This window comes from Methylobacterium oryzae, from assembly GCF_021398735.1.
Taxonomy (GTDB): domain Bacteria; phylum Pseudomonadota; class Alphaproteobacteria; order Rhizobiales; family Beijerinckiaceae; genus Methylobacterium.
Genome location: NZ_CP090350.1, coordinates 135,081 through 160,902, shown reverse-complemented (window position 1 = coordinate 160,902; position 25,822 = coordinate 135,081). Strand labels below are relative to the sequence as shown.

Annotated in this window: 24 protein-coding genes; 14 read left to right on the top strand and 10 right to left on the bottom strand. The window is 71.3% G+C overall.

Annotation, left to right across the window (positions count from 1 at the left end; genetic code table 11):
* Window positions 1-137: 137 nt before the first annotated feature.
* A complete protein-coding gene (locus tag LXM90_RS29170) occupies window positions 138-647 on the bottom strand; it encodes a lipocalin-like domain-containing protein (RefSeq protein ID WP_042675022.1) in 510 nt (169 codons plus the stop codon).
* Between the two features lie 173 nt (window positions 648-820).
* Complete coding sequence (locus tag LXM90_RS29165; RefSeq protein ID WP_020094820.1) at window positions 821-1,567, bottom strand: glucose 1-dehydrogenase; 747 nt, start codon at window positions 1,565-1,567, stop codon at window positions 821-823.
* Window positions 1,568-1,673: 106 nt separating this feature from the next.
* Here LXM90_RS29165 and LXM90_RS29160 point away from each other — a divergent pair, with 106 nt between their 5' ends.
* A complete protein-coding gene (locus LXM90_RS29160) occupies window positions 1,674-2,030 on the top strand; it encodes an ArsR/SmtB family transcription factor (RefSeq protein WP_020094821.1) in 357 nt (118 codons plus the stop codon).
* Window positions 2,031-2,138: 108 nt separating this feature from the next.
* Here LXM90_RS29160 and LXM90_RS29155 read toward each other — a convergent pair whose 3' ends face one another.
* Window positions 2,139-3,098: a UDP-glucuronic acid decarboxylase family protein gene (locus LXM90_RS29155; RefSeq protein WP_234083296.1), complete on the bottom strand. Its 960-nt coding sequence runs from the start codon at window positions 3,096-3,098 to the stop codon at window positions 2,139-2,141.
* A gap of 18 nt (window positions 3,099-3,116) precedes the next feature.
* The gene (locus LXM90_RS29150; protein ID WP_020094823.1) at window positions 3,117-4,991 is read right to left on the bottom strand and encodes a hypothetical protein; all 1,875 of its coding nucleotides are present in this window, start codon (window positions 4,989-4,991) and stop codon (window positions 3,117-3,119) included.
* 470 nt (window positions 4,992-5,461) lie between these two features.
* On the opposite strand from LXM90_RS29150, the gene LXM90_RS29145 reads away from it, so the two are divergent.
* Window positions 5,462-6,013, top strand: a complete 552-nt coding sequence (locus tag LXM90_RS29145) for a PAS domain-containing protein (RefSeq protein ID WP_234083295.1) — start codon at window positions 5,462-5,464, stop codon at window positions 6,011-6,013.
* 158 nt (window positions 6,014-6,171) lie between these two features.
* The gene (locus LXM90_RS29140; protein WP_020094825.1) at window positions 6,172-6,378 is read left to right on the top strand and encodes a hypothetical protein; all 207 of its coding nucleotides are present in this window, start codon (window positions 6,172-6,174) and stop codon (window positions 6,376-6,378) included.
* A 119-nt stretch (window positions 6,379-6,497) separates the two neighbouring features.
* Here LXM90_RS29140 and LXM90_RS29135 read toward each other — a convergent pair whose 3' ends face one another.
* Both LXM90_RS29135 and LXM90_RS29130 read right to left on the bottom strand, forming a co-directional pair.
* On the bottom strand, window positions 6,498-6,866 hold the full coding sequence (locus tag LXM90_RS29135; RefSeq protein ID WP_020094826.1) for a response regulator: 369 nt from the start codon (window positions 6,864-6,866) through the stop codon (window positions 6,498-6,500).
* A 635-nt stretch (window positions 6,867-7,501) separates the two neighbouring features.
* Window positions 7,502-7,720 (bottom strand): DUF6894 family protein, encoded by a 219-nt coding sequence (locus LXM90_RS29130; RefSeq protein WP_020094827.1) that lies wholly within the window; start codon window positions 7,718-7,720, stop codon window positions 7,502-7,504.
* A gap of 270 nt (window positions 7,721-7,990) precedes the next feature.
* Between LXM90_RS29130 and LXM90_RS29125 the strand changes: the two genes are divergently transcribed.
* Window positions 7,991-8,188, top strand: a complete 198-nt coding sequence (locus LXM90_RS29125) for a hypothetical protein (protein WP_020094828.1) — start codon at window positions 7,991-7,993, stop codon at window positions 8,186-8,188.
* A gap of 30 nt (window positions 8,189-8,218) precedes the next feature.
* On the opposite strand, the gene LXM90_RS29120 is transcribed toward LXM90_RS29125, so the two are convergent.
* Window positions 8,219-8,821, bottom strand: coding sequence for a TetR/AcrR family transcriptional regulator (locus LXM90_RS29120; RefSeq protein ID WP_020094829.1), 603 nt, complete (start codon window positions 8,819-8,821; stop codon window positions 8,219-8,221).
* A 172-nt stretch (window positions 8,822-8,993) separates the two neighbouring features.
* Here LXM90_RS29120 and LXM90_RS29115 point away from each other — a divergent pair, with 172 nt between their 5' ends.
* The 8 genes from LXM90_RS29115 to LXM90_RS29080 all read left to right on the top strand — a co-directional run bounded on the left by LXM90_RS29115 (window position 8,994) and on the right by LXM90_RS29080 (window position 21,074).
* Window positions 8,994-10,163 (top strand): isovaleryl-CoA dehydrogenase, encoded by a 1,170-nt coding sequence (locus LXM90_RS29115; protein WP_234083294.1) that lies wholly within the window; start codon window positions 8,994-8,996, stop codon window positions 10,161-10,163.
* A gap of 16 nt (window positions 10,164-10,179) precedes the next feature.
* On the top strand, window positions 10,180-11,787 hold the full coding sequence (locus LXM90_RS29110) for a carboxyl transferase domain-containing protein (protein ID WP_132368266.1): 1,608 nt from the start codon (window positions 10,180-10,182) through the stop codon (window positions 11,785-11,787).
* Between the two features lie 10 nt (window positions 11,788-11,797).
* Window positions 11,798-12,586, top strand: a complete 789-nt coding sequence (locus LXM90_RS29105) for an enoyl-CoA hydratase-related protein (protein WP_091927628.1) — start codon at window positions 11,798-11,800, stop codon at window positions 12,584-12,586.
* Window positions 12,587-12,596: 10 nt separating this feature from the next.
* The gene (locus tag LXM90_RS29100; protein ID WP_234083293.1) at window positions 12,597-14,615 is read left to right on the top strand and encodes an acetyl/propionyl/methylcrotonyl-CoA carboxylase subunit alpha; all 2,019 of its coding nucleotides are present in this window, start codon (window positions 12,597-12,599) and stop codon (window positions 14,613-14,615) included.
* On the top strand, window positions 14,612-15,526 hold the full coding sequence (locus LXM90_RS29095) for a hydroxymethylglutaryl-CoA lyase (protein ID WP_234083290.1): 915 nt from the start codon (window positions 14,612-14,614) through the stop codon (window positions 15,524-15,526). Before LXM90_RS29100 ends, LXM90_RS29095 begins: the two co-directional genes overlap by 4 nt.
* A gap of 64 nt (window positions 15,527-15,590) precedes the next feature.
* Window positions 15,591-17,285 (top strand): AMP-binding protein, encoded by a 1,695-nt coding sequence (locus LXM90_RS29090; RefSeq protein WP_234083289.1) that lies wholly within the window; start codon window positions 15,591-15,593, stop codon window positions 17,283-17,285.
* A 157-nt stretch (window positions 17,286-17,442) separates the two neighbouring features.
* Window positions 17,443-19,596: a PAS domain-containing sensor histidine kinase gene (locus LXM90_RS29085; protein ID WP_234083288.1), complete on the top strand. Its 2,154-nt coding sequence runs from the start codon at window positions 17,443-17,445 to the stop codon at window positions 19,594-19,596.
* A gap of 266 nt (window positions 19,597-19,862) precedes the next feature.
* The gene (locus LXM90_RS29080) at window positions 19,863-21,074 is read left to right on the top strand and encodes an acyl-CoA dehydrogenase family protein (protein ID WP_020094836.1); all 1,212 of its coding nucleotides are present in this window, start codon (window positions 19,863-19,865) and stop codon (window positions 21,072-21,074) included.
* A 93-nt stretch (window positions 21,075-21,167) separates the two neighbouring features.
* On the opposite strand, the gene LXM90_RS29075 is transcribed toward LXM90_RS29080, so the two are convergent.
* From LXM90_RS29075 to mobB, 3 genes are all read right to left on the bottom strand, one after another.
* The gene (locus LXM90_RS29075) at window positions 21,168-21,521 is read right to left on the bottom strand and encodes an avidin/streptavidin family protein (RefSeq protein WP_020094837.1); all 354 of its coding nucleotides are present in this window, start codon (window positions 21,519-21,521) and stop codon (window positions 21,168-21,170) included.
* A gap of 138 nt (window positions 21,522-21,659) precedes the next feature.
* The gene (gene glp, locus LXM90_RS29070; protein ID WP_020094838.1) at window positions 21,660-22,916 is read right to left on the bottom strand and encodes a gephyrin-like molybdotransferase Glp; all 1,257 of its coding nucleotides are present in this window, start codon (window positions 22,914-22,916) and stop codon (window positions 21,660-21,662) included.
* Window positions 22,917-22,920: 4 nt separating this feature from the next.
* Window positions 22,921-23,439, bottom strand: coding sequence for a molybdopterin-guanine dinucleotide biosynthesis protein B (mobB, locus tag LXM90_RS29065; RefSeq protein WP_042675035.1), 519 nt, complete (start codon window positions 23,437-23,439; stop codon window positions 22,921-22,923).
* 250 nt (window positions 23,440-23,689) lie between these two features.
* Between mobB and LXM90_RS29060 the strand changes: the two genes are divergently transcribed.
* A complete protein-coding gene (locus LXM90_RS29060; RefSeq protein WP_020094840.1) occupies window positions 23,690-24,004 on the top strand; it encodes a hypothetical protein in 315 nt (104 codons plus the stop codon).
* A gap of 62 nt (window positions 24,005-24,066) precedes the next feature.
* Entirely contained in the window at window positions 24,067-25,785 is a 1,719-nt protein-coding gene (locus tag LXM90_RS29055; protein WP_020094841.1) for an NAD(P)H-dependent oxidoreductase subunit E, read from the top strand.
* Window positions 25,786-25,822 lie beyond the last annotated feature (37 nt).

Sequence of the window (25,822 nt, the reverse complement as noted above, 5' to 3'; positions counted from 1 at the left end):
GGCGGATCGCCGGACGCGGGCTCCGTCGCGTCGATCCGCCGATGGCCGCCCCGCCCCCGGTCGGGGCGGCCCTCCTGCGCGGCCCTACTGCGCGGCCCTCCCGGGCCGAAGCCCCGGGTCGCGCGCACGGCTTCGGCTCAGCGGACGCGCTCCCACGTGATGGCGATCCGCGTACCGTCCGGGCGCCGGAAGCTCTCGCTCAGCCGGTCCCCCTCGACGGTCAGGCGAAGCTGCTCGGTCGTGCGCACGTCGCCGACCCAGTTCGGGAAGGTCGAGCCCTCGACGCGGTTGCCGCTGAACGCGCCGTCGGCGTCCACCGTGTAGGTGCCGAAGAACCCGATGCTGCCGGCCATGGCCGCCCGGTTCTCCTCCGCTGTCCCCTGACCGCGCGCGCTCGAGGCGAACCGGGGAATGTCGGCGTCCGTGAGCACCTCGACGAAGTGCATGTCGCGCGTGAACACCAGCAGCCCGCTCGGGCGCGCGCCGTAGGCCGGCGCGTTGCGCCCCTCCGGATCGAGCCGCGCGGACACCATGCGCCACGTCCCCAGCACTTGGTTGGCGGGCTCGGCTCTGGCGGTCGATGCCGCCGCGAGCGCTGTCACGAGCGCCGCCGCGAGCACGGCCAGTCCCCATCTCGATCGGATCATCCCTCCCCTCCCCTTCTGCCTGCGGCAGGCACCGCGACCGACATGGACGGCGCGGCGCTCCACCCTAGCCGCCCCCGTGGACGAAGGCGCCGTCGTCGTCGCGTCGTTGTCTCCGCGACGCTGCCCCGGCACGCGGTCGGGCACCGACACGCGCGCAGGGGCAGCATCGTGGATCAGCGGATGCCGCCGCTGGCCGTGATGTTCTCGCCGGTGAGCCAGCGCGCGTCGTCGGAGGCGAGGAAGGCCACGACGGTGGCGATGTCGTCCGGCTCGCCGGCCCGGCCGAGGGGCGTCTGCGCGACCATCCCGGCCTCCATCTCCGAGCCGGAGATCCCGGCCGCGTGCGTGCCCTCGGTCACCACGTAGCCCGGGCTGACGACGTTCACGCGGATCTTGCGCGGGGCCAGCTCGTTGGCGAGCACCCCCGATATGGCGTTCACCGCCCCCTTGGTCCCCGCGTAGACCGCCGCCGCCGGCGTGTGGACGTGCGTGATCGCCGAGGAGACGTTCACGATGCTCCCGCCCTCGCCGAGATGCTTCGCGGCCGCCCGCGTCGCCAGCAGGACGCCGAGCACGTTGACGTCGAACTGGCGGCGGTAGTGTTCCTCGGTGACCTCCTCGATCGCCGCGAACTCGTAGACGCCGGAATTGTTGACCAGCACGTCGAGCCGCCCGAACGCGCGGATCGCGGCCTCGATCACATCCTGCGCCTCGGACGCTCGGGACACGTCGCCCTGGGCCGCGACGGCCCTGCCGCCGGCGGACGTGATCGCGGCCACGACGGCGTCGGCCCCTGCCCTGCTGGACGCGTAGTTCACCACCACGGCGGCGCCGTCCCGCGCCAGCGCCTTGGCGATCCCCGCACCGATGCCCTTCGATGCCCCGGTCACGACGGCGACCTTGCCCGCAAGCTTCGACATGTGTCCTATCTCCGATATGGGTCGGCCGCGGGATGGCGGCCTGAGTCCCATAGTTCGGAACTTCGGAACTAACGGAGCGTCGTTCAAGACCCCATATGGACGAAAGATGAGACCGCTGTTTCACCCCGCCATCGAGGACGTGCGACCCGAGGCCATCCTGCACGCCCTCGCCGACCCGAGCCGCGCGGCCATCTTCGCCAGGATCATGCGGGCGGGATGCGTCGAGGCCTGCTCGGCCGTGTCGGCGCTCGGGGACCGCGTCATCCCGAAATCCTCGTTGTCCAACCACTTCAAGGTCCTGCGCGAGGCCGGGTTGATCCGCAGCGAGCGTCACGGCGTCGAGGTGCGCAACCATTCCCGCTGGGCCGAGGTGGAGGCGCGCTTTCCCGGCCTGCTGATGGGCATCATCAACGCCTACGCGGCGGAGGCCGGCCCCGCCGCAGAGGCTGCCGGACCGCGATAGGGGCCCGGCCCGGGTCGGCCGCCGCGGGCGCCCCGAGCGCGCACGGCCGCTCGCCCGGAGCGGCCGACGGTCGGTCAGGACCGATCCCGCCGAGACACGCGCGCCGGATCAGCGCGGCCCGATCGGCTCCGAGGCCAGCAGCGTCTCGAAATACGCGATGGTTCTCATGAGCCCGTCCCGCAACGGCACGGTCGGGCGCCAGTCGAGGAGTTGCGCGGCCAGGGCGATGTCGGGCCGCCTCTGGCGCGGGTCGTCCACCGGCAGCGGGGCGTGCACGAGCTTCGAGCGCGAGCCCGACAAGTCGACGACGAGTTCGGCGAGCTGCCGGATGGTGAACTCGTCCGAGTTTCCCAGATTGACGGGGCCGGTGATCTCCGCGTCGGTGGCCATCATCGCCTGCAGCCCCAGGACCAAGTCGTCGACGTAGCAGAACGAGCGGGTTTGATGCCCTTCGCCGAAGATCGTGATCGGCGCGCCGCGCAGGGCCTGGACGACGAAGTTGGAGACGACCCGGCCGTCGCTGGGATGCATGCGCGGGCCGTAGGTGTTGAAGATTCGCACCACCTTGATCGAGACGCGGTGCTGTCGGTGATAGTCGAAGAACAGGGTCTCGGCGCAGCGCTTGCCCTCGTCGTAGCAGGAGCGCGGGCCGAGGGGATTGACGTTCCCCCAGTAGCCCTCGGGCTGCGGGTGCACGAGCGGATCCCCGTAAACCTCCGAGGTCGAGGCCTGGAGGATCGGCACGCGGAGCCGCTTCGCCAGCCCCAGCATGTTGATCGCCCCCATGACGCTGGTCTTGGTCGTCTGGACCGGGTCGAACTGGTAGTGGATCGGGGATGCCGGGCAGGCGAGATTGTAGATCCGATCCACCTCGACGAAGAGCGGGTGCGTGACGTCGTGCCGTATGAGCTCGAAGCGCGGATTGTCGAACAGGTGGGCGATATTGCTCTTCCGGCCCGTGAAGAAATTGTCGACGCAGAGCACCTCGTGGCCCTGCTCCAGCAGGCGCTCGCTGAGGTGCGAGCCGATGAAGCCGCCGCCGCCGGTGATCAGGATCCGATCGCTCATCCGTGATGCTCCCGGCGCTCAGAGCCTGGCCGCGTCGGTGGCGGCGCGGGTCCTGAAGAGGGTGAGCCGTCTCAGCCAGTGCGGTCGCGCGGCGCGCCGCTTCGGCAGGTTCTGCTCGACGAAGCTGGCGAACTCTTCGAGGTCGAGATCGAAATCCTCGCGCTCCCGGCTGCCGGGGACATGTAGGGCGTTGGTCGAGGTGTCGAGGTCCGTCACCCGCTCGGCGGGAAAGTAGTGACAGGCCGACACGTTCTCGCGAAAGATCTCGGTGTCGTAGATGCGCAGATCGTCCTTCCCGCTGAGCACGGATCGGCTCGATATGACGCATCCGGGCGCGTTGGCGACCCACTTATACTTGGCGAGCCCGGCCCCGAAATGCGTCACGAACAGGTCGGTGTGGAGCGCGGCCACGAGGCTCGCCCCCATCGAGCAGGGCACGAGCGGCATCAACTCCACGTTGGAGACGTCGGCGACCCGTGCGCGCAGCGCCCCGATCAGCTCGAGCTCCTTCCGGACGATGGATGGCACGCTCCCTTCCGCGGGCACGAGGCTCTCGCAGTAGCTCTCGACGTAGCCGCCCTCCGCGCCCGCGAGCGTGTTGTGCCCGTCGACGATGACGAGGAACCTCTCGCCGCGCCTCCGGCCGAGGCGTCGGATCAGCGCCACGTAGCCGTCGAGCTGCCGGACCCACTGGCGGTTCTCCAGACGCAGCCCGATCAGGACGATCGTGGCCCGGCGCGCCGCGTCCGTCAGGCGGGCATCGAGAGCGGGTTCCGCGCTCCGCGCCAGGGCCGCGAGACGATCGGCCAATCGCTGGCTCACGCGGTAGGACCGGAAGGGCAGGAAGGTGGCCGCGCCGGCGACGGCAGCCTGCAGCAGGGGCAGCGGGCCTTCGATCCCGCGATACACCTGCCCGGCGAGCTCCGGGAAGACGGCGTCGACCGGAGAGATCGGCTCGTTGCAGCTCGCGAACAGGAACACCGCCGGCGCGCGACCGAGCGACAGCACGTCGTCGACCGCGGCCAGCTCGTTCCAGATGGCGTGACTGATGTGCGCGTGCTCGAAGACCACCCCGACGCGCGTCGACCGCGCCGCGCCGTCGATCAGCGCCGGCAGGAGGTACTGCCGCCACAACCGCACCTGCACCAGGGTCGCGGCGTCGAACCCGACGCTTCCCAGGTTCGGCCGGGCGTAGGCCGTGTTCGCGCGAACGTCCAGCAGGGCCGACGCGAGGCGCGAGTTCTTGCCGATCAGCGTGCACAGCGTCTCGTTCCGGTCCGCCGCGTAGCCGACAAAGCGGAAGCCCGGCATGGGCAGGTAGATCGAGAAGCGCAGATCGCCGCCGTCCGGATGGGCCGTCTCCTGGCCGCCGCGCGCGACGATCGCCTTCGTCACCAGTTCGGGCAGGTGGGGCGGAGCCCCCGCCGGTGCGGCGTTGAGGCGTGCCAGCGCCGCGTGCATCGCCTGCGCCCGCGGATCGGAACCGCCGCCCGTGACGACCCGGACAGCGTGCTCCGGGCTCGCGGCAGCCGCGCGTGCGAGGGCTTCGATCAGGAGGTGGAGATCCTCGATCATGGCCCGCGTGTTCGACGCGTCGCCGTCGTCGGTGTGGAGCGCCTCGGCCTGCCAGTCGAGCGGGCCGGCGCCGTCCCACGGCGCGGCGAGGAAGTCCGCAGCGCAGGACGCCAGCGGTGTGCCGTCCGGGTTCAGGAATCGGAACGCGCGCGCGTCGTTCGGACCCAGGAGCGCGACCACTGTGACGCGCCCGCCGAGATCGATCAGACCCAGGACATCCCAGTCGGGCTCCGTCGGGGCAGGCGCGACGAGCCGACCATCGCGGCTCGCGACCGCCTCGCCCGATCGCTGCAGCCTGCGGGTGTGGCGGATGATCATGGGCGCCCGTCCTCGATAGCTCCGTCCGGGTTTGTCGAAGTTCGGGCGTTGCCACAAGGAGGCCCTTGGGCGCGCCCCCGGAACAGGCCGATCCGATCGGATGCGCCCGACGCGCCCGCAGTGGACCCGCGTCCCGTCGACGGGGTGAAGGCGGCCCGCGATCACCTGTCCCGCCGACATAGCAGAGCGGGGTGCCGCGGCGCGCTTCGATCGATGACGGCGCTGTCGGGTCGCCGGGAGCACTGACACATTGTTGCGGCGGCGCCGAGGAGTTCTTGCCGCGCGTCGCGCCGATCCTGGCCGACACGATCTGCTGCAGAGAGTTGTATATCTGCGGGTCACGCAGATACTAGAAGTTGCCAAATTTCCGGTACGGGCGGTATGATACTGGTACCGATTATCGATTTTGGTATATCGCTACCAGAGATCGGGTTTGTGCGAACCGATTTGCGCCGGAGGAGGCCAGGCTGTTGCAGACTACGGCTGATCTTGCATTGCGCGCGGCCGGCTATGTCGGCGCCTGGACAGCGGACGTGTCGGCGGGACAATCCCTCCTCGACGAGGGGACGGCGGCGCTGCTCGCCGGGGATGCGACCCTGGCCGGGCGCCCGCTGCCCATCGAGATCGCCCTTCGATGCACCCATCCGGACGATCGCGACTGGGTCTTCGCGCGCATCGCCCGGGTGCGCCGGACCGGCGGCCCCGTCTCGGCCGAGTACCGCGTCCTCACGGACGGCGGCGAGGTTCGATGGGTTCTCGACCGTGGCAGCCTCACGCCCGATCCGGCGGGACGGATGCGCGGTCGCGGCATCATCATCGACACCACGGACAGCCACCGCGGCCCCTTCCTTCCGAGCGCGGCGGGCGATCTGCCGGCGGACGACCCAATGATCATCGCGGTCGATCACCTCCTGCAGGCGCGCGCGGCGATCGTCGCGATGGGCCACCAGCGGCTGCAACAGGTGTCGGATCTGGCGCTCTTCGAGGTCGGGCGAGCGCTGGCGCGGCGCGCTCGGGCGTAGCCGGACGGTCCTGTCCGCGGGACGCCGGCGCGGATCTCCCCGGATCGCCACGGATGCGAGTCAGTGTTCGAGGGCGTGCGCCGGAGCACGGTCGGCGGCCTCGGCCCGTGAGAGCTTACCGACAGGCCGAGAGATCAGTATTCCCGGTGGAGGCTCCGATGGCTGATGCTGCGATCCGCGAGACGATACACCTCGACGAAGGCGACGTGATCGTCCTGCTCCCCGGCAACCTGTCCCCGGCCAGCATCGGCCTGCTCCAGGCCAAGCTCGACGGTTTGGCCGCGGACCTGAACGCGCGGTGCCTGGAGGAAAGCCGCGCTTCCCTCTCGGGATTGGCCGGGCTGGCCGCCTTCCTCGCGAGCTGAGGCCGCCCAGACAGCGCAGCGCGGGCCGTTCTCGACCGTGCTGCGACGGCTGGAGGACAGGTGTCGCCGGTCGAGACAGCCGCGACATGCCCCCTCGCCCGACCCGGTCGGGAGCGGCCCTAGTGCAGGTGCAGGGCCTTGAGCGCCTTGCGCACCAGTTTCTCCCCACAGGGCTTGGCGATGAAATGGGCCTCCTCGGGCAGCGCGGTCGCCTCGCGCGGATCGCAGCCCGAGCAGACGATGATCCGGGTCTCCGGCCAGCGTGCCCGGACGGCGTGCGCGAGCGCGCGGCCGTCCATCGTGCCGGGCATGTTGATGTCGGTGTAGAGCAGGACGGCCCCGTCACATGCCTCCAGATGCTGGAGCGCGCCCTGGGCGTGTTCCGCCTCCAGCACCTCGAACCCCAACGCCGTCAGCATGTCGGCCGCGACGAGGCGGCTGAACTCTTCGTCCTCGGCGAGGACGGCGATGGGGCGAGGTCCTGACATGCAGCGGCAACTGCATCGCCGGGTCGCCTGTTTCAGCGTGGCCGGGGATTTTCCGACGCCTGCGACCCTTTCGACAAATCCGGCTCGCCGGCGGCGCTGTCGACCTCCCGACCGCGTACGCGGCGCACGAGGCCAACCCTGCGCGACCCCAGCCGGACGCTTCGGTCACCGATCCGGCAAGTCATCGCCGCGCTTGCCGGGCTTCCGGCGCCGTCGCCGAGATCAGCGTGTGCCGCCGCAGCCTCGTCCTCGACCGATGCGGCACGCGCCTCCAGTGCCGCGCCGACCTGTCCAGGCGAATACCTGACTCAGCCGGCCTCGCGGCCGCCGAAATATGTGCCTCGTCTGCGAGAGACTTCATATCCGAAAGTCGCCCATCGAGCCGGGTGCCCCTGTCGACGTAGAAGCGGCCGCGTCCTGTAGGGCGAAACCTGACTTATGATGCTTGCAACGGTTTGCTACGGCTGATGGTTACTGCTCGCGAAAAGCGTGGAGAGCTCGATGTACGCCTCGGTGCTGGGTGGTCCGGAGATAGCGGTCGAGCCTCCGGGTGCCGGTCCGCCGCCTGAGGCGATCACCCTCCGCGAACACATCCGCCTGATCCTGCGCAAGCTCCCGCGCCCCGCGCCCAGCGCTCAGTACAGCTGAAGGGAACGAAGCACGACACCGTCGGTGGTGTGGATCTCCACGCACCAGCGCTCGTCGGGATCGGGCAACTCGCCCCGTGCGTGCATCTCGGCGATCAGCTGCGTCGCCTCGGCCACGGCGATCTCGATCGAGTTTGCCAGCACGCCCTCCTCGTCCTCGATGACCTCGTCCGGCCCCCTCAGGCGGAAATGGTACCGCTCTACCATGTCGCTCCTGCTCACGCCGTCGGCACGGCATGCCGACCGCGCGAGGGTAGCATCGAATGGCCGGATAAAGCCAAGCTGGCATGCCAAGTCGGGGCCGACCGTGGCGAGATCCGCCCTGGGCGGCGCAGGTTCCCGCCTGTGATCTGCGAGGATGTCGGGGGCAAGGCCGGTGCGCGCCGACGCAGGTTGTTGCGCCAGTCAAGCTCTTAACGCGTCAGGCCTTTTCGCGGCGCATTGTGCGGGCATGTGCCATTGCCCGACGAGTTCGCCATGCATTTCGAGATCCGCGCGACCGACACCCGTCTGTGGACCTGGGTCCTCCTCGATACGACGCAGATGCCGGTCCTGACATCGGACCGCACCTTCCCCTCGGAAGCCCAGGCCTCGGCGGCGGCGCTGGCCTTCGCCAAGCTCGTCACGCGGGCCGGCAGGACTCTCACCGCCGCACCGCCGGGCGGCCTGATCTGAGGCGACCGCCGTTCCCCGGCGCGACGGGGTCTATGGCTGACGCCTGACGCAACCCCGCAGCGCCATGTCGGTGTGCAGGGCGACGATCTCCGCCTTGGTCATCCGGCCGTCGGGCCGGTACCACGTGCAGGCGCTGGTGAGCATCCCGAGGATTGCGTAGCCGGCGACCCGCGCATCCCGGACGTCCAGCTCCCCCGCCTCCGATCCCCGCTCGAGCAGCGCGACCAATCGGTCTTCGTAGGCCCGGCGCAGGGCGACGATCGCCGCGTAATGCGGCGGGTCGAGCGAGCGCAGCTCGAAATTCGCGATGAAGACTTCCTGCTTCTTCTCGAGATGGTACGTGACATGGTGCGCCACGAAGGCGCGGAGACGGTCCGTCGGGGTGCCGGTCGCCGTCGCCAGCGCCGCGTCGGTCCGCGCCAGCAGCGTCTCCATGTGGTCGCGGACGATGTCGAACAGCAGATCCTGCTTGCTGCGGATGTGGTTGTAGAGCGAGGCCGCCTGGATCCCGACCTCGGCGGCCAGGGCGCGCAGGGTCATCGCCTCGTAGCCGTGGCGATAGATGAGCCGAAGCCCGGCCCGGCGGATGGCGGCGGCCGTGCGCGGCCCGTTCGATCCGGCGGTGCGACCCACGAAGACACTCCGAAGAAAGTTCAGAGCGCAACAGACACCGGGGAATGCTCACGCCGATCCTCGCTATAGGCTAACGAACAACCGTTCGTAAATCGCCTTGCCAGCCTCGCTTAACGAACGTACGTTCGTTTCAAAGAGGCGAGTGCCCGATTCTCAGGCGAGGAGACGCGCGATGCCCATCGGCCTGCAGGATTTCGACTTCGGCCTGGGCGAGACGGCCGACGCCCTGCGCGCCGAGGTGGAGCGCTTCGCGCGCGCCGAGATCGCCCCCCGCGCGGCGGCGATCGATGCCAGCAACGCGTTTCCCGCGGACCTCTGGCGCAAGCTCGGCGCCCTCGGCGTTCTGGGCGTCACCGTCGAGGAGACCTATGGCGGCGCCGGCATGGGCTACCTCGAGCACGCCGTGGCCATGGAGGAGATCAGCCGGGCCTCGGCCTCGGTCGGGCTGTCCTACGGCGCGCATTCCAACCTCTGCGTGAACCAGATCCGCCGCAACGGCACCGAGGCGCAGAAGCGGCGCTACCTGCCGAAGCTGATCGCGGGCGAGCATGTCGGCGCGCTCGCGATGTCCGAGCCGGGCTCCGGCAGCGACGTCGTCTCCATGCGGCTGCGGGCCGACAGGCGCGGCGACCGCTACGTCCTGAACGGCACCAAGATGTGGATCACCAACGGTCCCGACGCCAACGTCCTGGTGGTCTACGCCAAGACGGATCCCGAGGCCGGTCCGCGGGGGATCACGGCGTTCCTGGTCGAGAAGGATTTTCCCGGCTTCTCCACCGCGCAGAAGCTCGACAAGCTCGGCATGCGCGGCTCGAACACCTGCGAGCTGCTGTTCCAGGACTGCGAGATACCGGAGGAGAACGTCCTGGGCGCGGTCGGGCGCGGCGTCGGCGTGCTGATGTCGGGCCTCGACTACGAGCGCGCCGTGCTGGCCGCCGGGCCGCTCGGCATCATGCGCGCCTGCCTCGACGTCGTCCTGCCCTACCTCCACGAGCGCCGGCAGTTCGGTCGGCCGATCGGCGAGTTCCAGCTCATGCAGGGCAAGATCGCCGACATGTACACGGCGACGAACGCCGCCCGGGCCTACGTCTACGCGGTGGCGCGGGCCTGCGACCGGGGGCGGGCGACGCGCCGGGACGCCGCGGGCGCGATCCTGTTCGCGGCCGAGCGCGCGACCACGGTGGCCCTCGACGCGATCCAGGCGCTCGGCGGCAACGGCTACATCAACGACTATCCGACCGGCCGCCTGCTGCGCGACGCCAAGCTCTACGAGATCGGCGCCGGCACGAGCGAGATCCGGCGGATGCTGATCGGCCGCGAATTGTTCGCCGAGACGGCCTGAGCGGGGAGCGGGCGCCGTGCCGGTGATCGAATCCGCTCTGGATCCGCGCGCGCCCGAGGCCCGTGCCAATGCCGAGGCCATGCGCGCCCTGGTGGCGGACCTGCGCGCGACCGCCGACCGCGTCCGCCTCGGCGGCGGGGAGGCCGCGCGGGAGCGCCATCGCGCCCGCGGCAAGCTCCTGCCCCGGGACCGGATCCGGGCGCTGATCGACCCGTTCTCGCCCTTCCTGGAAATCGGCCAGCTCGCCGGGCACGGCCTCTACGGCGGCGAGGTCCCCTCGGCCGGGATCGTCACCGGCATCGGCCGCGTCGCGGGGCGCGAGTGCGTGATCGTCGCCAACGACGCGACCGTGAAGGGCGGCACCTACTTCCCGATGACGGTGCAGAAGCACCTCCGGGCGCAGGAGATCGCGCAGCAGAACCGGCTGCCCTGCCTCTACCTCGTCGACAGCGGCGGCGCGCATCTGCCCAGCCAGGACGAGGTCTTCCCGGGCCGGGACCATTTCGGCCGCATCTTCTACAACCAGGCGACGATGTCGGCGCAGGGCATCGCCCAGATCGCCGTGGTGATGGGCTCCTGCACCGCCGGCGGCGCCTACGTGCCGGCGCTGTGCGACGAGTCGATCATCGTCCGCGGCCAGGGCACGATCTTCCTCGGCGGGCCGCCGCTGGTGAAGGCCGCGACCGGCGAGGTGGTCAGCGCCGAGGAACTCGGGGGCGCCGACGTGCACGCCCGGATCTCGGGCGTGACCGACCACATGGCGGAGACCGACGCCCACGCCCTCGGCATCGCCCGCCGCATCGTGGCCAACCTGAACGCGGTGAAGCGCCCCGCGCTCGCGCCGCGGCAGCCCGAGCCGCCGCGCTACGCCGCCGAGGAGATCTACGCGGCGGTGCCGGCCGACCGCCGGACGCCCTACGACGTGCGCGAGGTCATCGCCCGGCTGGTGGACGGCAGCGACTTCGACGAGTTCAAGCACCTCTACGGCCAGACCCTGGTCTGCGGCTTCGCCCATATCTGGGGCTACCCGGTGGGGATCGTCGCCAACAACGGCATCCTGTTCTCGGAGAGTGCCCTGAAGGGCGCCCACTTCGTCGAGCTCTGCGCCCAGCGCGGCGTGCCCCTGGTGTTCCTCCAGAACATCACCGGTTTCATGGTCGGCCGGCGCTACGAGGCCGGCGGCATCGCCAAGGACGGGGCCAAGATGGTCACCGCCGTCGCGACCGCGGCGGTGCCGAAATTCACCGTCCTGATCGGCGGCAGCTTCGGGGCCGGCAATTACGGCATGTGCGGGCGGGCCTACGGGCCGCGCTTCCTCTGGATGTGGCCGAACGCGAGGATCGGCGTGATGGGCGGCGAGCAGGCCGCCTCGGTCCTGGCCACGGTCCGGCGCGACGGTGTCGAGGGCCGCGGCGGCACGTGGTCGGCGGAGGACGAGGCGGCGTTCAAGGCGCCGATCCGGGCGCAGTACGAGGAGCAGGGCCACCCCTACTATTCCAGCGCCCGGCTCTGGGACGACGGGGTGATCGACCCGGCCGACACGCGCCGCGTCCTGGCGCTCGGTCTCTCGGCGAGCCTCAACGCGCCGATTCCCGAGACCCGCTTCGGCCTGTTCCGGATGTAGGAGGCGCGGGATGAGTGGCACCTTGCTGGAGACGGTCGACGAACGCGGGGTCGCCACCCTGACGCTCAACCGTCCGGAGCAGCACAACGCCTTCGACGACGGCCTGATCGCCGCCCTCACCGCGTCCCTGCACCGGCTGGGCGCCGCTCCCGGGATCCGGGCGGTCGTCCTGGCGGGCGCCGGCCAGAGCTTCTCGGCGGGCGCCGACCTCGCCTGGATGCGCCGGATCGCCGGCCAGTCCTTCGACAGCAACCTCGCCGACGCCGCCGGGCTCGCGGGGCTGATGCACAGTCTCGACCGGCTGCCGAAGCCGACGCTCGCCCTCGTGCACGGGGCGGCCTACGGCGGCGGCGTCGGGCTCGCCGCCTGCTGCGATATCGCCATCGCGGCCGAGAGCGCGCGGTTCTGCCTGAGCGAGGTGCGGCTCGGCCTGATCCCGGCGACGATCGGCCCCTACGTGGTCAACGCGATCGGCCCGCGCTGGGCCCGGCGCCTGTTCCAGACCGCGGAGGTCTTCTCCGCCGAGCGCGCCCGGGCGATCGGCCTCGTGCACGAGGTGGTGCCCGACGACCGGCTGGAGGCGGCCGGCGCGGAGGTGCTGCGCGACATCCTCCGGGGCGCCCCGGGCGCGCAGGCCGAGGCCAAGGACCTCGTCTTCCTGTGCGAGGGGCGGCCGGTGGACGCCGACCTGGGGCGCGAGACGGGCCGGCGCATCGCCCGGCGCCGAGCCTCGGACGAGGGGCAGGCCGGCATCGCCGCCTTCCTCGACAAGCGCTTAGCCCCGTGGCGGCGGGACTGAGGGGGCGGCCATGTTCGGCAAGATCCTCATCGCCAACCGCGGGGAGATCGCCTGCCGGGTGATCGCCACCGCCCGGCGCCTCGGCATCGGCACGGTCGCGGTCTATTCGGAGGCGGATGCCGGCGCCCGACACACCCGGATGGCCGACGAGGCGTGGCCGATCGGGCCCGCCCCGGCGCGCGAGAGCTACCTCGTGGCCGAGCGGATCCTCGACGTCGCCCGGCGCGCCGGGGCGGAGGCGATCCATCCGGGCTACGGCTTCCTGTCGGAGAACGCGGACTTCGCCGGCGCCTGCGCCGGGGCCGGCCTCGTGTTCGTCGGCCCGCCCCCGGCGGCGATCCGCGCCATGGGCTCCAAGGCCGAGGCCAAGGCGCTGATGGAGCGCGCCGGGGTCCCGCTGGTGCCGGGCTATCACGGCGCCGCGCAGGATGTCCGGGCGCTGAAGGAGGCGGCCGCCCGGATCGGCTACCCGGTCTTGATCAAGGCCTCGGCCGGCGGCGGCGGCAAGGGCATGCGCGTCGTCGAGGCCGCCGCGGCGTTCGAGGCCGCGCTCGCCGGCGCGCAGCGCGAGGCGCGGGCGTCCTTCGGCGACGACCGGGTGCTGATCGAGGCGTACCTGACCCGCCCCCGGCACATCGAGATCCAGGTCTTCGCCGACAGCCACGGCAACACCGTCTCGCTGTTCGAGCGCGACTGCTCGATCCAGCGGCGCCACCAGAAGGTGATCGAGGAGGCGCCCGCCCCGGGGATGGATCCGGTCCGGCGCGCGCGGATGGGCGAGGCCGCGGTCGCGGCGGCGCGGGCGGTCGGCTATGTCGGCGCCGGCACGGTGGAGTTCATCGCCGAGGGCGAGACCTTCTACTTCATGGAGATGAACACCCGGCTCCAGGTCGAGCATCCGGTGACCGAGATGGTCTTGGGCCTCGACCTGGTGGAGTGGCAGCTGCGCGTGGCCGCGGGCGAGCGGCTGCCGCTCGGCGCCGCGGATCTGGCCCTGCGCGGCCACGCCATCGAGGCGCGGGTCTACGCCGAGGATCCGGCGCGCGATTTCCTGCCGGCGGTCGGCACCCTCGCCCACCTGCGCCAGCCGCCGGAGGTGCCGGGGCGGGTGCGGGTCGAGACCGGCATCGTGCAGGGCGACCGGATCACCCCGGATTACGACCCGATGATCGCCAAGCTGGTCGTCTGGGGCGAGGACCGGGCGGCCGCGATCCGGCAGCTCGCGGCCGCGCTCGCCGCCTACGAGGTGGTCGGCGTGACGACCAATCTCAGTCTCCTGCGCGCCGTCGCCGGCCACCCCGCCTACCGCGCGGCCGACCTCGACACCGGCTTCATCGCCCGCCACGCCGACGACCTGCTGGCGCCGCGAGCGACCGGTGCGGTCGATCCCGCGCTCTGGGCCGCCGCCGCCCTGACCGTCCTGCGCGACCGGCTCGCGGCCGTCGCCGCGCAGGCGCGGGCGAGCGGCGACCCGTGGTCGCCCTGGGCCGATCCGGATGCGTGGCGGATGACCGGGGCGGGCTACCAGGACCTGCAGTTCCGCCACGGCGACGCGCCGCCCTTCACCGTGCGGGCATGCCCCCGCCCCGACGGCAGCGCCCGCCTCGACCTGCCGGGCGGCACCGTCCTGGCGGCGCTCGCCGAGGACGCCGAGGGCGAGCGGCTGATGCTGGACGGCGTCTGGCGCCGGCTGCGCACGGTCCGCCGCGGCGCGGAGCTGACGGTGATCGTCGGCGGTCGGAACGCGACGCTGGTCCACGTCGATCCCCTCGCCCCGCCCCGGACCGAGGCGTCCGGCAGCGACCGGGTGACGGCGCCCGTGCCGGGCCGCCTGACCCAGCTTTGGGTGCGGCCCGGCGATGCCGTGGAGAAGGGCGCGCCGCTCGCGGTGATCGAGGCGATGAAGATGGAGATCACCCTCCGCGCGCCGCAGGCCGGCACCGTCGCCGAGGTCCGCCACGCCGTCGACGACATGGTCGAGGAGGGCACCGAGATCGTCACCTTAGCGGCGGAGGAGCGGCCCGCATGAGCTATCCGGCCCGGGTGCAGGTGGTCGAGGTCGGGCCGCGCGACGGGCTCCAGAACGAGCCCGCGCCGGTGCCGATCGCCGCCAGGGTGGCGCTGATCGAGGCCCTGGCCGAGGCCGGGCTGACCCGCATCGAGGCCGGCAGCTTCGTGTCGCCCCGATGGGTGCCGCAGATGGCCGAGACCGCGGAGGTTCTGGCGCGGCTGCGCCCCCGGCCCGAGGTCGGCTATTCCGTTCTGGTCCCGAACCTGCAGGGTCTGGAGCGGGCCCTCGCCTCCGGCGTCCGGGAGGTCGCGGTGTTCGCCGCCGCCTCCGAGAGCTTCTCCCGGCGCAACGTCAACGGCTCGATCGCCGAGACCCTCGACCGCTTCGCCCCGGTGCTGGAGGCGGCGCGCGCGAACGACCTGCGGGTGCGGGGCTACGTCTCCTGCGTCCTGGGCTGCCCCTACGAGGGCGACGTCGCGCCGGCGGCGGTCGCCCGCGTCGCCGCGTCCCTCCACGCGATGGGCTGCCACGAGATCGCCCTCGGCGACACGATCGGGACCGGGACGCCGCGCGCGGCCCGGCGGCTGGTCGAGCGGGTGGCCGCCGACGTGCCGCTGCAGGCGATCGCCCTGCACCTCCACGACACCTACGGGCAGGCCCTGGCCAACATCCTCGCCTGCCTCGAACTCGGCGTGTCGGCCGTGGACGCCGCGGTGGCGGGCCTCGGGGGCTGCCCCTACGCGCCGGGGGCCGCCGGCAACGTCGCCACCGAGGACGTCGTTTACATGCTGCGCGGCATGGGCATCGAGACCGGGATCGATCTCGATGCCCTCGCCGCGGCCGGGCGGTCGATCGCGTCCCGGCTCGGCCGGGAGCCGGCCTCGAAGGTCGCCCGCGCGCTGGCCGCCGCGCCGCCGCCGACACCCTGATCGAAGGGCGGCCTCGGACAGCGCCGCGGCGGCGCGCGCGTTCGGAGGAACGAGGGAGGACGACATGAGCGACCGGGCGGTGAGCTATGTCCACGGGGCGATCGGCGAGCCCCTGCTCGGCCTGACCATCGGCCAGGCCCTGGATCGCGCCGCCGCGGCGTGGCCGGATCACCTGGCGCTGGTCGCGCACGCCCAGGGCGTCCGATGGACCTGGCGCGAGCTGAGGGACCAAGCCGACGCCTTCGCGGCCGGCCTGCTCGCCCTCGGCCTTCGGCCCGGCGACCGTATCGGGATCTGGTCGCTCAACCGCGCCGAGTGGGTGCTGACCCAGTTCGCCGCCGCCCGTGCGGGGCTGATCCTGGTGACGATCAACCCGGCCTACCGGCTGTCGGAGCTGGAATTCGCGCTCAACAATGTCGGCTGCACCGCTCTGGTGACGGCGACGGCGTTCAAGACCAGCGATTATCTCGGGATGCTCGACACCCTGGCCCCCGAACTCGCCGCCTCCGGGCCGGGCCGGCTGTCCGCCGCCCGCCTGCCGCACCTGCGCACGGTGATCCAGATCGGCGGACCGCCGGCCCCGGGGACGGTCCCGTTCGACGCGGTCGCGGCCCGGGGCGACGCGGCCGGCACCGGCGCCCTGCGCGACCTCGCCGACGCGATGCAGTTCGACGACGCGGCCAACATCCAGTTCACCAGCGGCACGACGGGCGCCCCGAAGGGCGTGACGCTGACCCACCACAACATCCTCAACAACGGCCACTTCGTCGGCCGCGCGATGCGGCTGACCGCCGAGGATCGGATCTGCATCCCGGTGCCGCTCTACCATTGCTTCGGCATGGTGATGGGCAATCTCGCGGCCCTGACCCACGGTTGCGCCATGGTGTTTCCGGGCGAGGGCTTCGACCCGCGCGCGACGCTGGAGACCGTGCAGGCCGAGCGCTGCACCGCGCTCTACGGCGTGCCGACCATGTTCATCGCCGAGCTCGACCATCCCGAGTTCGCGCAATTCGATCTCCGCTCCCTGCGGACCGGGATCATGGCGGGCGCGCCGTGCCCGATCGCGGTGATGCGCCGGGTCGTGGAGCAGATGAACATGCGCGACGTCACCATCGCGTACGGCATGACCGAGACCAGCCCGGTGAGCTTCCAGAGCTCGAGCGACGACCCGCTGGAGCGGCGCGTCACGACCGTCGGCCGGATCCACCCGCATCTCGAGGTCAAGATCGTGGATCCCGAGGGGCGCGTGACCCCTCGGGGGACGCGCGGCGAGCTGTGCACGCGCGGCTACTCGGTCATGCTCGGCTACTGGGGCGACGCCGCGCGGACCGCGGAGGTCCTCGACGACGCCGGATGGATGCACACAGGCGACCTCGCGACGCTGGATGCGGAGGGCTACTGCAACATCGTCGGGCGGATCAAAGACATGGTCATACGCGGCGGCGAGAACATCTATCCGCGCGAGATCGAGGAGTTCCTCTTCCGGCACCCGCAGATCCAGGATGTCCAGGTCTTCGGGGTCTCCGACCCGAAATACGGGGAGGAGCTGTGCGCCTGGATCAGGCTGCGCGACGGCGAGACCCTGTCGGAGCCGGCGGTGCGCGCGTTCTGCGCGGGGCAGATCGCGCATCAGAAGATCCCGAAATACATCCAGTTCGTCGACGCCTTCCCGATGACGGTCTCCGGAAAGATCCAGAAATTCGTGATGCGTCGGTGCGTGGAGGAGCAGCTGGGCCTCGCGCGATCCGAGACGGCCTGAGCCGGTCTCTGCGAATGCTGTCATCGCCCGGCGGAACGAAGATTTCGTCGTCCGATCGGGCCTGAACGTTGCTGCGCGCGCCGCGAGCGGACATGCTGGCGCGCGACATCACCGAGGCGGCGTATCAGTGTCGGCATGGCCACAGGGCGACGGCGAGATGGCCGCGCGCATCCGCGACTTCGGCTGGGAGCGGACGCCGCTGGGGCCGGCCGCCCGCTGGCCGGAGCGCCTCAAGGTGATGGTCGAGCAGGTGCTCGCCAGCCCGCTGGTCGCGTCCCTCGTCTGCGGGCCCGAGCGCCTCCTGATCTACAACGACGCCGCCGCCCGGCTCTACGGCGCCCGGCACCCCGAGGGTCTCGGCCGGCCGCTCGCGCGCACGTTCCCGGAGGGGGGGGCGACGGTCGCGGACTTCTACGCGCGCGCCTTCGCGGGCGAGGCCGTGCAGGTGGCCGGGCAGCCGCTGGACACCCGCGGCGAGGGCGCCGCGGAGGACGTCTTCGACGCGCTCCTCGTGCCCGTGCGCGACGCCGACGGGAAGGTCATGGCCGTCCACATGACCGGCTTCGAGATCGGTGAGCGCCTGCGCGCCGAGGCCAAGCTGCGCACGAGCGAGGCCCGGTACCGCCACCTCTTCGACGCCATCGACGAGGGCTTCTGCACCATCGAGGTCCTGTTCGACGCGGCCGGGCGGGCGGTCGACTACCGCTTCCTGTCCGTGAACGCGGCCTTCGAGCAGCAGACCGGGCTCCGCGACGCGGTGGGCCGGACGGTCCGGGCGCTGGCGCCCGACCTCGAGCCGCACTGGTTCGAGACCTACGGCCGGATCGTCCGAACCGGCAAGGCGGAACGCTTCGAGGACCGCGCCGACGCGCTCGGGCGCTGGTACGAGGTCTACGCCTTCCCCATCGGGGCGCCGGAGCGGCGGCAGGTGGCGGTCCTGTTCAAGGACATCCTCCAGCGCAAGCGCGCCGAGGATCGGCTGCGCGCGAGCGAGGAGCGGTTCCGCGCCCTCGTCACGGCCAGCTCGGACGTCATCTACCGCATGAGCCCGGACTGGAGCGAGCTGCGGGTCCTGGAGGGCCGCGGCTTCCTGGCCGACACCGTCACCCCGAACGACGACTGGCTGAGCGCCTACATCGATCCGGCCGACCAGCCGCGCCTGCGCGAGGCCATCCAGCGGGCGATCCGATCCAAGACGATGTTCGAGCTGGAGCACCCCGTCCGGCAGGCGGACGGGAGCCTGGGCTGGGCGCTGTCCCGGGCCGTGCCGCTGCTCGACGATGACGGCGAGATCCGCGAATGGTTCGGCGCCGCCAGCGACGTGACCGCGCGCAAGCGGGTGGAGGACGATCTGCGCGCGAGCGAGGAGCGGTTCCGCGGGCTGGTCGAGGGGTTCGGTCAGTTCAGCTGGGAGGCCTCGGCCGAGGGCCTCATCGAGGTCGACAGCCCGGGCTGGCGCGCGTTCACCGGGCAGCGCCCGGACGAGTGGCTCGGGCGCGGCTGGATCCACGCGATCCACGCGGACGACCGGGCGCTCACGGAAGCGAAGTGGCGGCAGGCCGTCGCGACGCGGACGGCGGTCGATCACGAGTATCGCCTGTGGCACGCCCCGAGCGCGTCCTGGCGGTGGTCGAACGTCCGCGCGGTGCCGATCACGAACCCCGACGGGTCGATCCGCAAGTGGTCGGGGGTGAACATTGACGTCACGGACCACCACAGGCTGCTGGCGCGCCAGGAAGTGCTGATCAACGAGCTGCAGCACCGCACGCGCAACCTCCTCGGCGTCGTCAGCGCCGTGGCGGGCAAGACACTGCGGCAGGGCAGCTCGGTCGAGGCGTTCGAGGCGCGGCTGCAGGCGCTCAGCCGCGCGCAGGGCCTGCTCAGCCAGTACGGCAGCGACTCGGTCGAGGTGGGCGCGCTGGTGCGCGCCGAGCTGGCCGCCTACGTCGACGGCGCGACCGACCGCATGACCGTCGCCGGCCCCGAGGTGCACCTGACCGCGCGACAGGTGCAGAACTTCGCCCTCGCCGTCCACGAGCTGACGACCAACGCGGTCAAGCACGGGGTGCTCAAGACCGGGACCGGCCATCTCAGCGTCACCTGGGAGATCGTGCGCGACCGGCGCGAGCGCCGCCGACTGGCCCTGTGCTGGATCGAGAGCGGCCTGCCCGCGCAGGCGGCGCGCGTCACCCGCCGCGGCTACGGGACCGAGTTGATCCAGGAGGCGCTGGCATATGCCCTGGGCGCCACGGTCGAGTACGCGCTGGACCGCGACGGCGTGCGCTGCCGCATCGAGATGCCGGTGTCCTAGGATGCGCGCGCGATCCGTCAACGTTGGTCAGCGGCTTCCGCGATCACGAGACCGTCCACCCGAAGCATTCGAGCATCATCATCTCGGATCCAGCGCGAGAAAATTCAACGACAACCGTTACAGCGCGATCTACCGCGTCCCGACCGGCAGATAATATCGTCTGACGGCGCCCCAGTTACGATCGTAACCAAAAACTCTTCCGACAGACACGAAAGCGGTCGATCACCGAACTTACTATGCATCTCGGACAGTCATGAGGTCTGAGAATGAACGGTGTCGCCCCCTCGATCCGCCCTGCCGCGCGAGCCGGAGATCCGGACGCGGCGTTTCTCGCGACCGTCGCGGCGCTTCGGCCCCTCATCGCGGAGCACCGGTCGGCCCTCGCTGTCGGCCCGGACCTGCCGGAGCCGGTCGCAGAGGCGCTCATCGACGCCGGTCTCGCGCAGCTCTGGCTTCCGCGGGGCCTGGGCGGTCCTGAAGCGCATCCGCTGAGCGTCCTGGCGGCGATCGAAGCTCTGGCGGAACTCGACGGTTCGGTCGCCTGGTGCGCCGCGATCTCGTCCGGGGGCGCGTCACGCTTCGCCGACCTGATCGACGCGGACGTGATGCGTTCGCTCATCCCTGCCGGCAGGAAGTTCGCGGGCAGCGGGAGCGGCCAGCCGACGGGAACAGCGGTTCGCCATGGATCCGGCTGGCGGATCAACGGACGCTGGTCCTGGGCGAGCTTCTGCCGCTACAGTTCCGTGTCCGCATTGATGTGTGTGGAGATCGAGGGCGAGCGGCCGAAGCTCGACGAGAACGGGCGGCCGTCGCTGCGCGGCGTCTTCATCGCCTCGAAGGATGTCGAGGTCGTCGGCAACTGGAATGCCGGGGGGCTCCGGGCCAGCGGGAGTCACGACGTCGCGTGCACCGACATCTGGGTGCCGAACGCGCAGACCATCGACGGCGCGAGCCTCATGATGCCTCGCGACAGAAGGCCCCTCTACATGCTGCCCATGGCATCGGCGGCCGCGATCGCCGCCATCGGTGTTCCGCTCGGGATCGCCCGGGCCTCGATCGACGCGTTCATCGATCTCGCGCAGACGAAGACGCCGCATGGCGGCAAGGTGCCCCTGAGACTTCGCGAGGATGTCCAGGTCGCGATCGCGCGTGCCGAGACGAGCCTCGAAGCCGCGCGCGCCTTCGCCCGGGACACGGTCTCCGAATTCTGGTGGGAAGCCGAGAACGGCCGTCCGATAACGCTCGCGTGGCAGGCCAAGCTTCGGCGGGCCTGCTGGTACGCGGGCCATGTCGGGAAGCAGGTGGTCACGAGCATGTACGAGGCGGCCGGCAGTTCCGCCGTCCTCGAAGACCTGCCGTTCGCGCGCCAGCTCCGCGATGTCTACGCGGCCTGCCAGCACATGCATTATCAGGACCGGCTGCTCGTGCCGACCGGCCGCATCCTTCTGGGCCTCGAAGCCGACGCGCCGTTCATCTAGAGCCGTCGCCGATCACGCATGCGCCGACCGCTCCTCGCGCCACGGTCGCCCCCGTTCCTCGGGACCCCATCGAGGAGGGACGCGACCCTGGCTTCACGAACAGGCGTTCTCGACCTTCGAGAAGATGGTCGTCTCGAGCGCGACGTGATCGGCCACGGCCTTCGGCTGCGAGGACCGTTCGACGGCGTGGAAGACCGCGTGGATCGCCTCGGCCGTCTTCTCGTCGGTCCGGACGAGGCGCCCGGTCCAGGCCGTGATCTCCTGGGGCGACGACGTGCTGGTCACGAAGCCGATGATGTCGCCCTCGGCCGTGCCGACGAGGATGCGGCTTCGATGCGTCTGCGCGAAGCCGGGATCGGCGGCGGTGTAGGTCCCGGAGACCGCCTCGCCCATCTGGAGGAGGCGGAGTTCCGCGCCGGCTTGGCTCCGCCAGACACCATCGAACATCGTTGCTCAAGCCCGCCGATCGAGCGGCCGCTCGCACGGCCCATCACAAGCGATATAGCAGATTTGATATAACGGATGCGCGAGCCCGGCAATGCTGGGGCGCGGTCCGCGTCTCGTGAGGCCCTGAGCGCGGCCCCGCTACCAGAGGGCCCCGTGCGGGTGGAACCGCACGGCGTCGCCCGGCACGACCTCGGTCCGGTCATCCTCCAGCTCCACGAGGCCGTCGGATTCGGTGAGCGATGACAGCATGCCCGCGCCGTCGCGCTGGAACTTCCGGGCCTCCCAGGCGCCGTCGGCGTCCCGGGCGAGGCTGACCCGGACGAACTCCCTGCGGCCCGCGCGCTTCCGATAGGGAAAGGCCGCCCTGACGGTGAATCCGCGCGACGGCGCGTAGGCCTCGCCGGCGAGCCGGGCGAGGAGCGGCCGCACCACGAACAGCAGGGTGACGTAGACAGCCACCGGGTTGCCCGGCAGGCCCAGGAACGGCTTGCCGTCGATCATGCCCATCGCGACCGGCCGTCCCGGCTTGATCCCCAGCCGCCAGAACACGAGGCGCCCGATGCTCTCGACGGCGGTCTTCACGTGATCCTCGTCGCCGGTCGACACGCCGCCCGAAGTCAGGATCACGTCGTGCTCGGCGGCCGCCGCCGAGAGCCTGGCCGCGAGGGCCGCCGGGTCGTCGCGGATGACGCCGAGGTCGCGCGCCGCGACGCCCATCCGCCGGAGAAGAGCGAGCAGCAGGACGCGGTTCGAGTCGTAGATCGCGCCCGGCCCCAGGGGCGACCCGGGCTCGACGAGTTCGTTGCCCGTCGAGAACACGCCGACCCGCAGGGTGCGGCGGACCTTCAGCGTGCGCAGGCCGACCGCGGTCGCCAGGGCCAGGTCCTGCGGCCGGAGACGCCGGCCGGCCGCGATGATCGTCGAGCCCTTCGCCGCGTCCTCGCCGGCGTCGCGGCTGTTGGCGCCCCGCTTCAGCCCGAGCGGCAGGGACACCCGGCCGTCGGGCAGGACCTGGACGTCCTCCTGCATGAAGACGGTGTCGGCCCCCGCCGGCATCGGGGCCCCGGTGAAGATCCGGGCGGCCGAGCCCGCCACCGACACGCCTTCGGGGGAGGCGCCGGCCGCGACGACCGCGCCGACCGGCAGGATCGTCGCATCGGAGGCGCGCAGGTCCGCGAAACGGACCGCGTAACCGTCGACGGCCGAGTTGGGGAACGGCGGGACGTCGATGGGCGCGACGCAATCCTCGGCCAGGACGCGCCCGTCGGCGTCCGGGACGGGAACGTCCTCGGTGCCGACGATCGCTGCGAGCCGCTCGCCGAACAGCGCGTGCGCGTCCTCGATGGTCATCAGAGGACCGCCGAACGCGAAGCAGTCGTCGCTGAGCTGGGCCATCCGGCTAGAGCCTCCCGAGGACGTCTTCGAAGGGAACGGCCACGTCGAGCATCAGCCCCGTCACCGCCGCCGCGTCGTTCAGATCTACGACGGGAATGCCCGAGGCCGGAAACGCGACGTCGCTCGCGATGCCCACGATGGTGGTGTCCAGCGGATGGAGGGGCGGGCGGCCGTTCTCGGCGCGATGGACCTCGATCTTGGGGATTGGCTCCCGCTTGTACCCTTCCACGACGACGAGGTCGCACGGGCTGATCCGCCGCAGGAGCTGGCCGAGGCTCGCCTCCTGCTCGTCGCGCAGCTCGTGGACCTGGGCCCAGCGGCGGCCCGACGAGATCAGAACCTCGCTCGCGCCCGCCCTGCGGTGCTCGTAGGAATCCTTCCCAGGCCAGTCCGTGTCGAAGTCGTGATGGGCGTGCTTGATGGTCGCCACCCGCACCCCGCGGGCGACGAGCAGGGGGATGGCCCGGACCAGCAGGCTGGTCTTGCCGGCCCCGCTCCACCCGGCGAGTCCGATTACGCGCATGCCGGACACCGCTGACAGCCCCTCTCGTGCCGTTCCCACTGCCCCGCGCGAGGGCTCAGGGCAAGCGTCGGCCGCGCCGCCGGGACGCGTGACCCCGGCGTCACGCAAATTGAAACGACTTCAAAAACGATATAACACCTCCGCTATAACGGCTGCCATTTGGTATGCCACGAGCGAGCGCCACGCCAACGGACCCGAACGGGCACGCCATGCACGACTTCAACCGTCCCTCGATCGCGCAGGCCTGAGCATGGGCGACGCATCCTCCGCGGCGGACTGGGCCGCCATCGTGACGGACGCCTACTGCGCCGACGCGAAGCCGCCGCTCACGCAGGAGCTCGCCGGCCGGGTCCGCGACGCGCTCGCCCAGGCGGCCGCGTCGCCGGCCGGAGACGCGCCGGGCTCCCTGATGGACCGCCTGAACGACGCCCTCGACGCGTTCGAGACCGAGCTGCGCTCCGTCGTCGGACCCAGGGTCACGTCCCTGGACGAGGCGACGGGCACGGCCACGATGAAGCCGCGGTCCGAGGCCGGCCAGCCGCTCCGGGCCTTCGGCGGCCAGTAACCTCCGACCGGCCCTCAGGACACCGCGACCACCCGTCCCAGCAGTTGGAAATCAGATACCGCATGAGTGAGGCACCGGGGACAGTCAGGACTTTCTCGCATCCCGGCCGGGGGCGGAACAAGGCGCGCAGCGTCCCCAAGGGGCGCCAGGTCGAGCCGCGGGCGAAGGTCGAGATCGAGGAGCTTCTCGGCTCCCGCTCGCGCCAGCGCGACCTGCTCATCGAGCACCTGCACCTGATCCAGGACACCTACGGCCAGATCAGCGCCGAGCACCTGGCGGCGCTCGCCGACGAGATGGCCCTGGCCTTCGCCGAGGTGTTCGAGACCGCGACCTTCTACGCGCATTTCGACGTCGTGAAGGAGGGTGACGCCTCGATCCCGCGGCTGACCGTCCGGGTCTGCGACAGCATCACCTGCGCGATGTTCGGCGCCGACGAGCTGCTGGAGACGCTCCAGCGGGAACTCGCCTCCGACGCCGTCCGCGTCGTGCGCGCGCCCTGCGTCGGCCTGTGCGACCACGCGCCCGCCGTCGAGGTCGGGCACAACTTCCTGCACAAGGCCGACCTCGCCTCCGTGCGGGCCGCGGTCGAGGCCGGCGACACGCACGCCCATATCCCGGACTACGTCGACTACGAGGCCTATCGGGCCGCCGGCGGGTACGCGACCCTCGACCGGCTCCGCAGCGGGGACCTTCCGGTCGACGACGTCCTGAAGGTGCTCGACGACGGCGGCCTGCGCGGCCTCGGCGGCGCGGGCTTCCCGACGGGGCGCAAGTGGCGCTCGGTGCGCGGCGAGCCCGGGCCCCGGCTGATGGCGGTCAACGGGGACGAGGGCGAGCCGGGCACCTTCAAGGACCAGCTCTACCTCAACACCGACCCGCACCGCTTCCTCGAGGGCATGCTGATCGGCGCCCACGTCGTCGAGGCGCCGGAGGTCTACATCTACCTGCGCGACGAGTATCCCATCTCCCGCGAGATCCTGACGCGCGAGATCGCGAAGCTCCCCGCGGGCGGCCCGCGCATAGACCTGCGCCGCGGCGCCGGCGCCTATATCTGCGGCGAGGAATCCTCGCTGATCGAGTCCCTCGAAGGCAAGCGCGGGCTGCCGCGGCACAAGCCGCCGTTCCCGTTCCAGGTCGGCCTGTTCAACCGTCCGACGCTGATCAACAACATCGAGACGCTGTTCTGGGTCCGCGACCTGATCGAGCGGGGCGGCGACTGGTGGAAGAGCCACGGCCGCAACGACCGCGTCGGCCTGCGCTCCTACTCGGTCTCGGGGCGCGTGAAGGAGCCGGGGGTGAAGCTCGCCCCGTCCGGCCTCACCATCCAGGAACTGATCGACGAGTATTGCGGCGGCATGGCGGAGGGCCACACCTTCGCGGCCTACCTGCCGGGCGGCGCGTCGGGCGGCATCCTGCCGGCGTCGATGAACGACATCCCGCTCGATTTCGGGACGCTGGAGAAGTACGGCTGCTTCATCGGCTCCGCCGCCGTCGTGATCCTGTCCGACCGGGACGATGTGCGCGGCGCCGCGTTGAACCTGATGAAGTTCTTCGAGGACGAGAGCTGCGGGCAGTGCACCCCCTGCCGTTCGGGGACCCAGAAGGCCCGCATCCTGATGGAGCAGGGCGTCTGGGACACCGAGCTCCTGGGCGAATTGTCCCAGTGCATGCGGGACGCCTCGATCTGCGGCCTCGGCCAGGCCGCCTCGAACCCGCTCAGCAGCGTCATCAAGTACTTCCCGGACCTGTTCCCCGCCCCGCGCGCCGCGGCTGCCGAGTGAGGCAACCGATGGTACCGGCGAATTCTATCCCGATGTC

Bases quoted from the DNA above. Each gene is read 5' to 3' on its own strand.
- LXM90_RS29095 (WP_234083290.1), top strand. From the start codon at position 14,612: ATGAGCTATCCGGCCCGGGTGCAGGTGGTCGAGGTCGGGCCGCGCGAC.
- LXM90_RS29135 (WP_020094826.1), bottom strand. From the start codon at position 6,866: ATGTCAGGACCTCGCCCCATCGCCGTCCTCGCCGAGGACGAAGAGTTC.
- LXM90_RS29060 (WP_020094840.1), top strand. From the start codon at position 23,690: ATGGGCGACGCATCCTCCGCGGCGGACTGGGCCGCCATCGTGACGGAC.
- LXM90_RS29130 (WP_020094827.1), bottom strand. From the start codon at position 7,720: ATGGTAGAGCGGTACCATTTCCGCCTGAGGGGGCCGGACGAGGTCATC.
- LXM90_RS29105 (WP_091927628.1), top strand. From the start codon at position 11,798: ATGAGTGGCACCTTGCTGGAGACGGTCGACGAACGCGGGGTCGCCACC.
- LXM90_RS29140 (WP_020094825.1), top strand. From the start codon at position 6,172: ATGGCTGATGCTGCGATCCGCGAGACGATACACCTCGACGAAGGCGAC.
- LXM90_RS29100 (WP_234083293.1), top strand. From the start codon at position 12,597: ATGTTCGGCAAGATCCTCATCGCCAACCGCGGGGAGATCGCCTGCCGG.
- LXM90_RS29115 (WP_234083294.1), top strand. From the start codon at position 8,994: ATGCCCATCGGCCTGCAGGATTTCGACTTCGGCCTGGGCGAGACGGCC.
- mobB (WP_042675035.1), bottom strand. From the start codon at position 23,439: ATGCGCGTAATCGGACTCGCCGGGTGGAGCGGGGCCGGCAAGACCAGC.
- LXM90_RS29090 (WP_234083289.1), top strand. From the start codon at position 15,591: ATGAGCGACCGGGCGGTGAGCTATGTCCACGGGGCGATCGGCGAGCCC.
- LXM90_RS29080 (WP_020094836.1), top strand. From the start codon at position 19,863: ATGAACGGTGTCGCCCCCTCGATCCGCCCTGCCGCGCGAGCCGGAGAT.
- LXM90_RS29165 (WP_020094820.1), bottom strand. From the start codon at position 1,567: ATGTCGAAGCTTGCGGGCAAGGTCGCCGTCGTGACCGGGGCATCGAAG.
- LXM90_RS29085 (WP_234083288.1), top strand. From the start codon at position 17,443: ATGGCCGCGCGCATCCGCGACTTCGGCTGGGAGCGGACGCCGCTGGGG.
- LXM90_RS29125 (WP_020094828.1), top strand. From the start codon at position 7,991: ATGCATTTCGAGATCCGCGCGACCGACACCCGTCTGTGGACCTGGGTC.
- glp (WP_020094838.1), bottom strand. From the start codon at position 22,916: ATGGCCCAGCTCAGCGACGACTGCTTCGCGTTCGGCGGTCCTCTGATG.
- LXM90_RS29055 (WP_020094841.1), top strand. From the start codon at position 24,067: ATGAGTGAGGCACCGGGGACAGTCAGGACTTTCTCGCATCCCGGCCGG.
- LXM90_RS29075 (WP_020094837.1), bottom strand. From the start codon at position 21,521: ATGTTCGATGGTGTCTGGCGGAGCCAAGCCGGCGCGGAACTCCGCCTC.
- LXM90_RS29160 (WP_020094821.1), top strand. From the start codon at position 1,674: ATGAGACCGCTGTTTCACCCCGCCATCGAGGACGTGCGACCCGAGGCC.
- LXM90_RS29170 (WP_042675022.1), bottom strand. From the start codon at position 647: ATGATCCGATCGAGATGGGGACTGGCCGTGCTCGCGGCGGCGCTCGTG.
- LXM90_RS29150 (WP_020094823.1), bottom strand. From the start codon at position 4,991: ATGATCATCCGCCACACCCGCAGGCTGCAGCGATCGGGCGAGGCGGTC.
- LXM90_RS29155 (WP_234083296.1), bottom strand. From the start codon at position 3,098: ATGAGCGATCGGATCCTGATCACCGGCGGCGGCGGCTTCATCGGCTCG.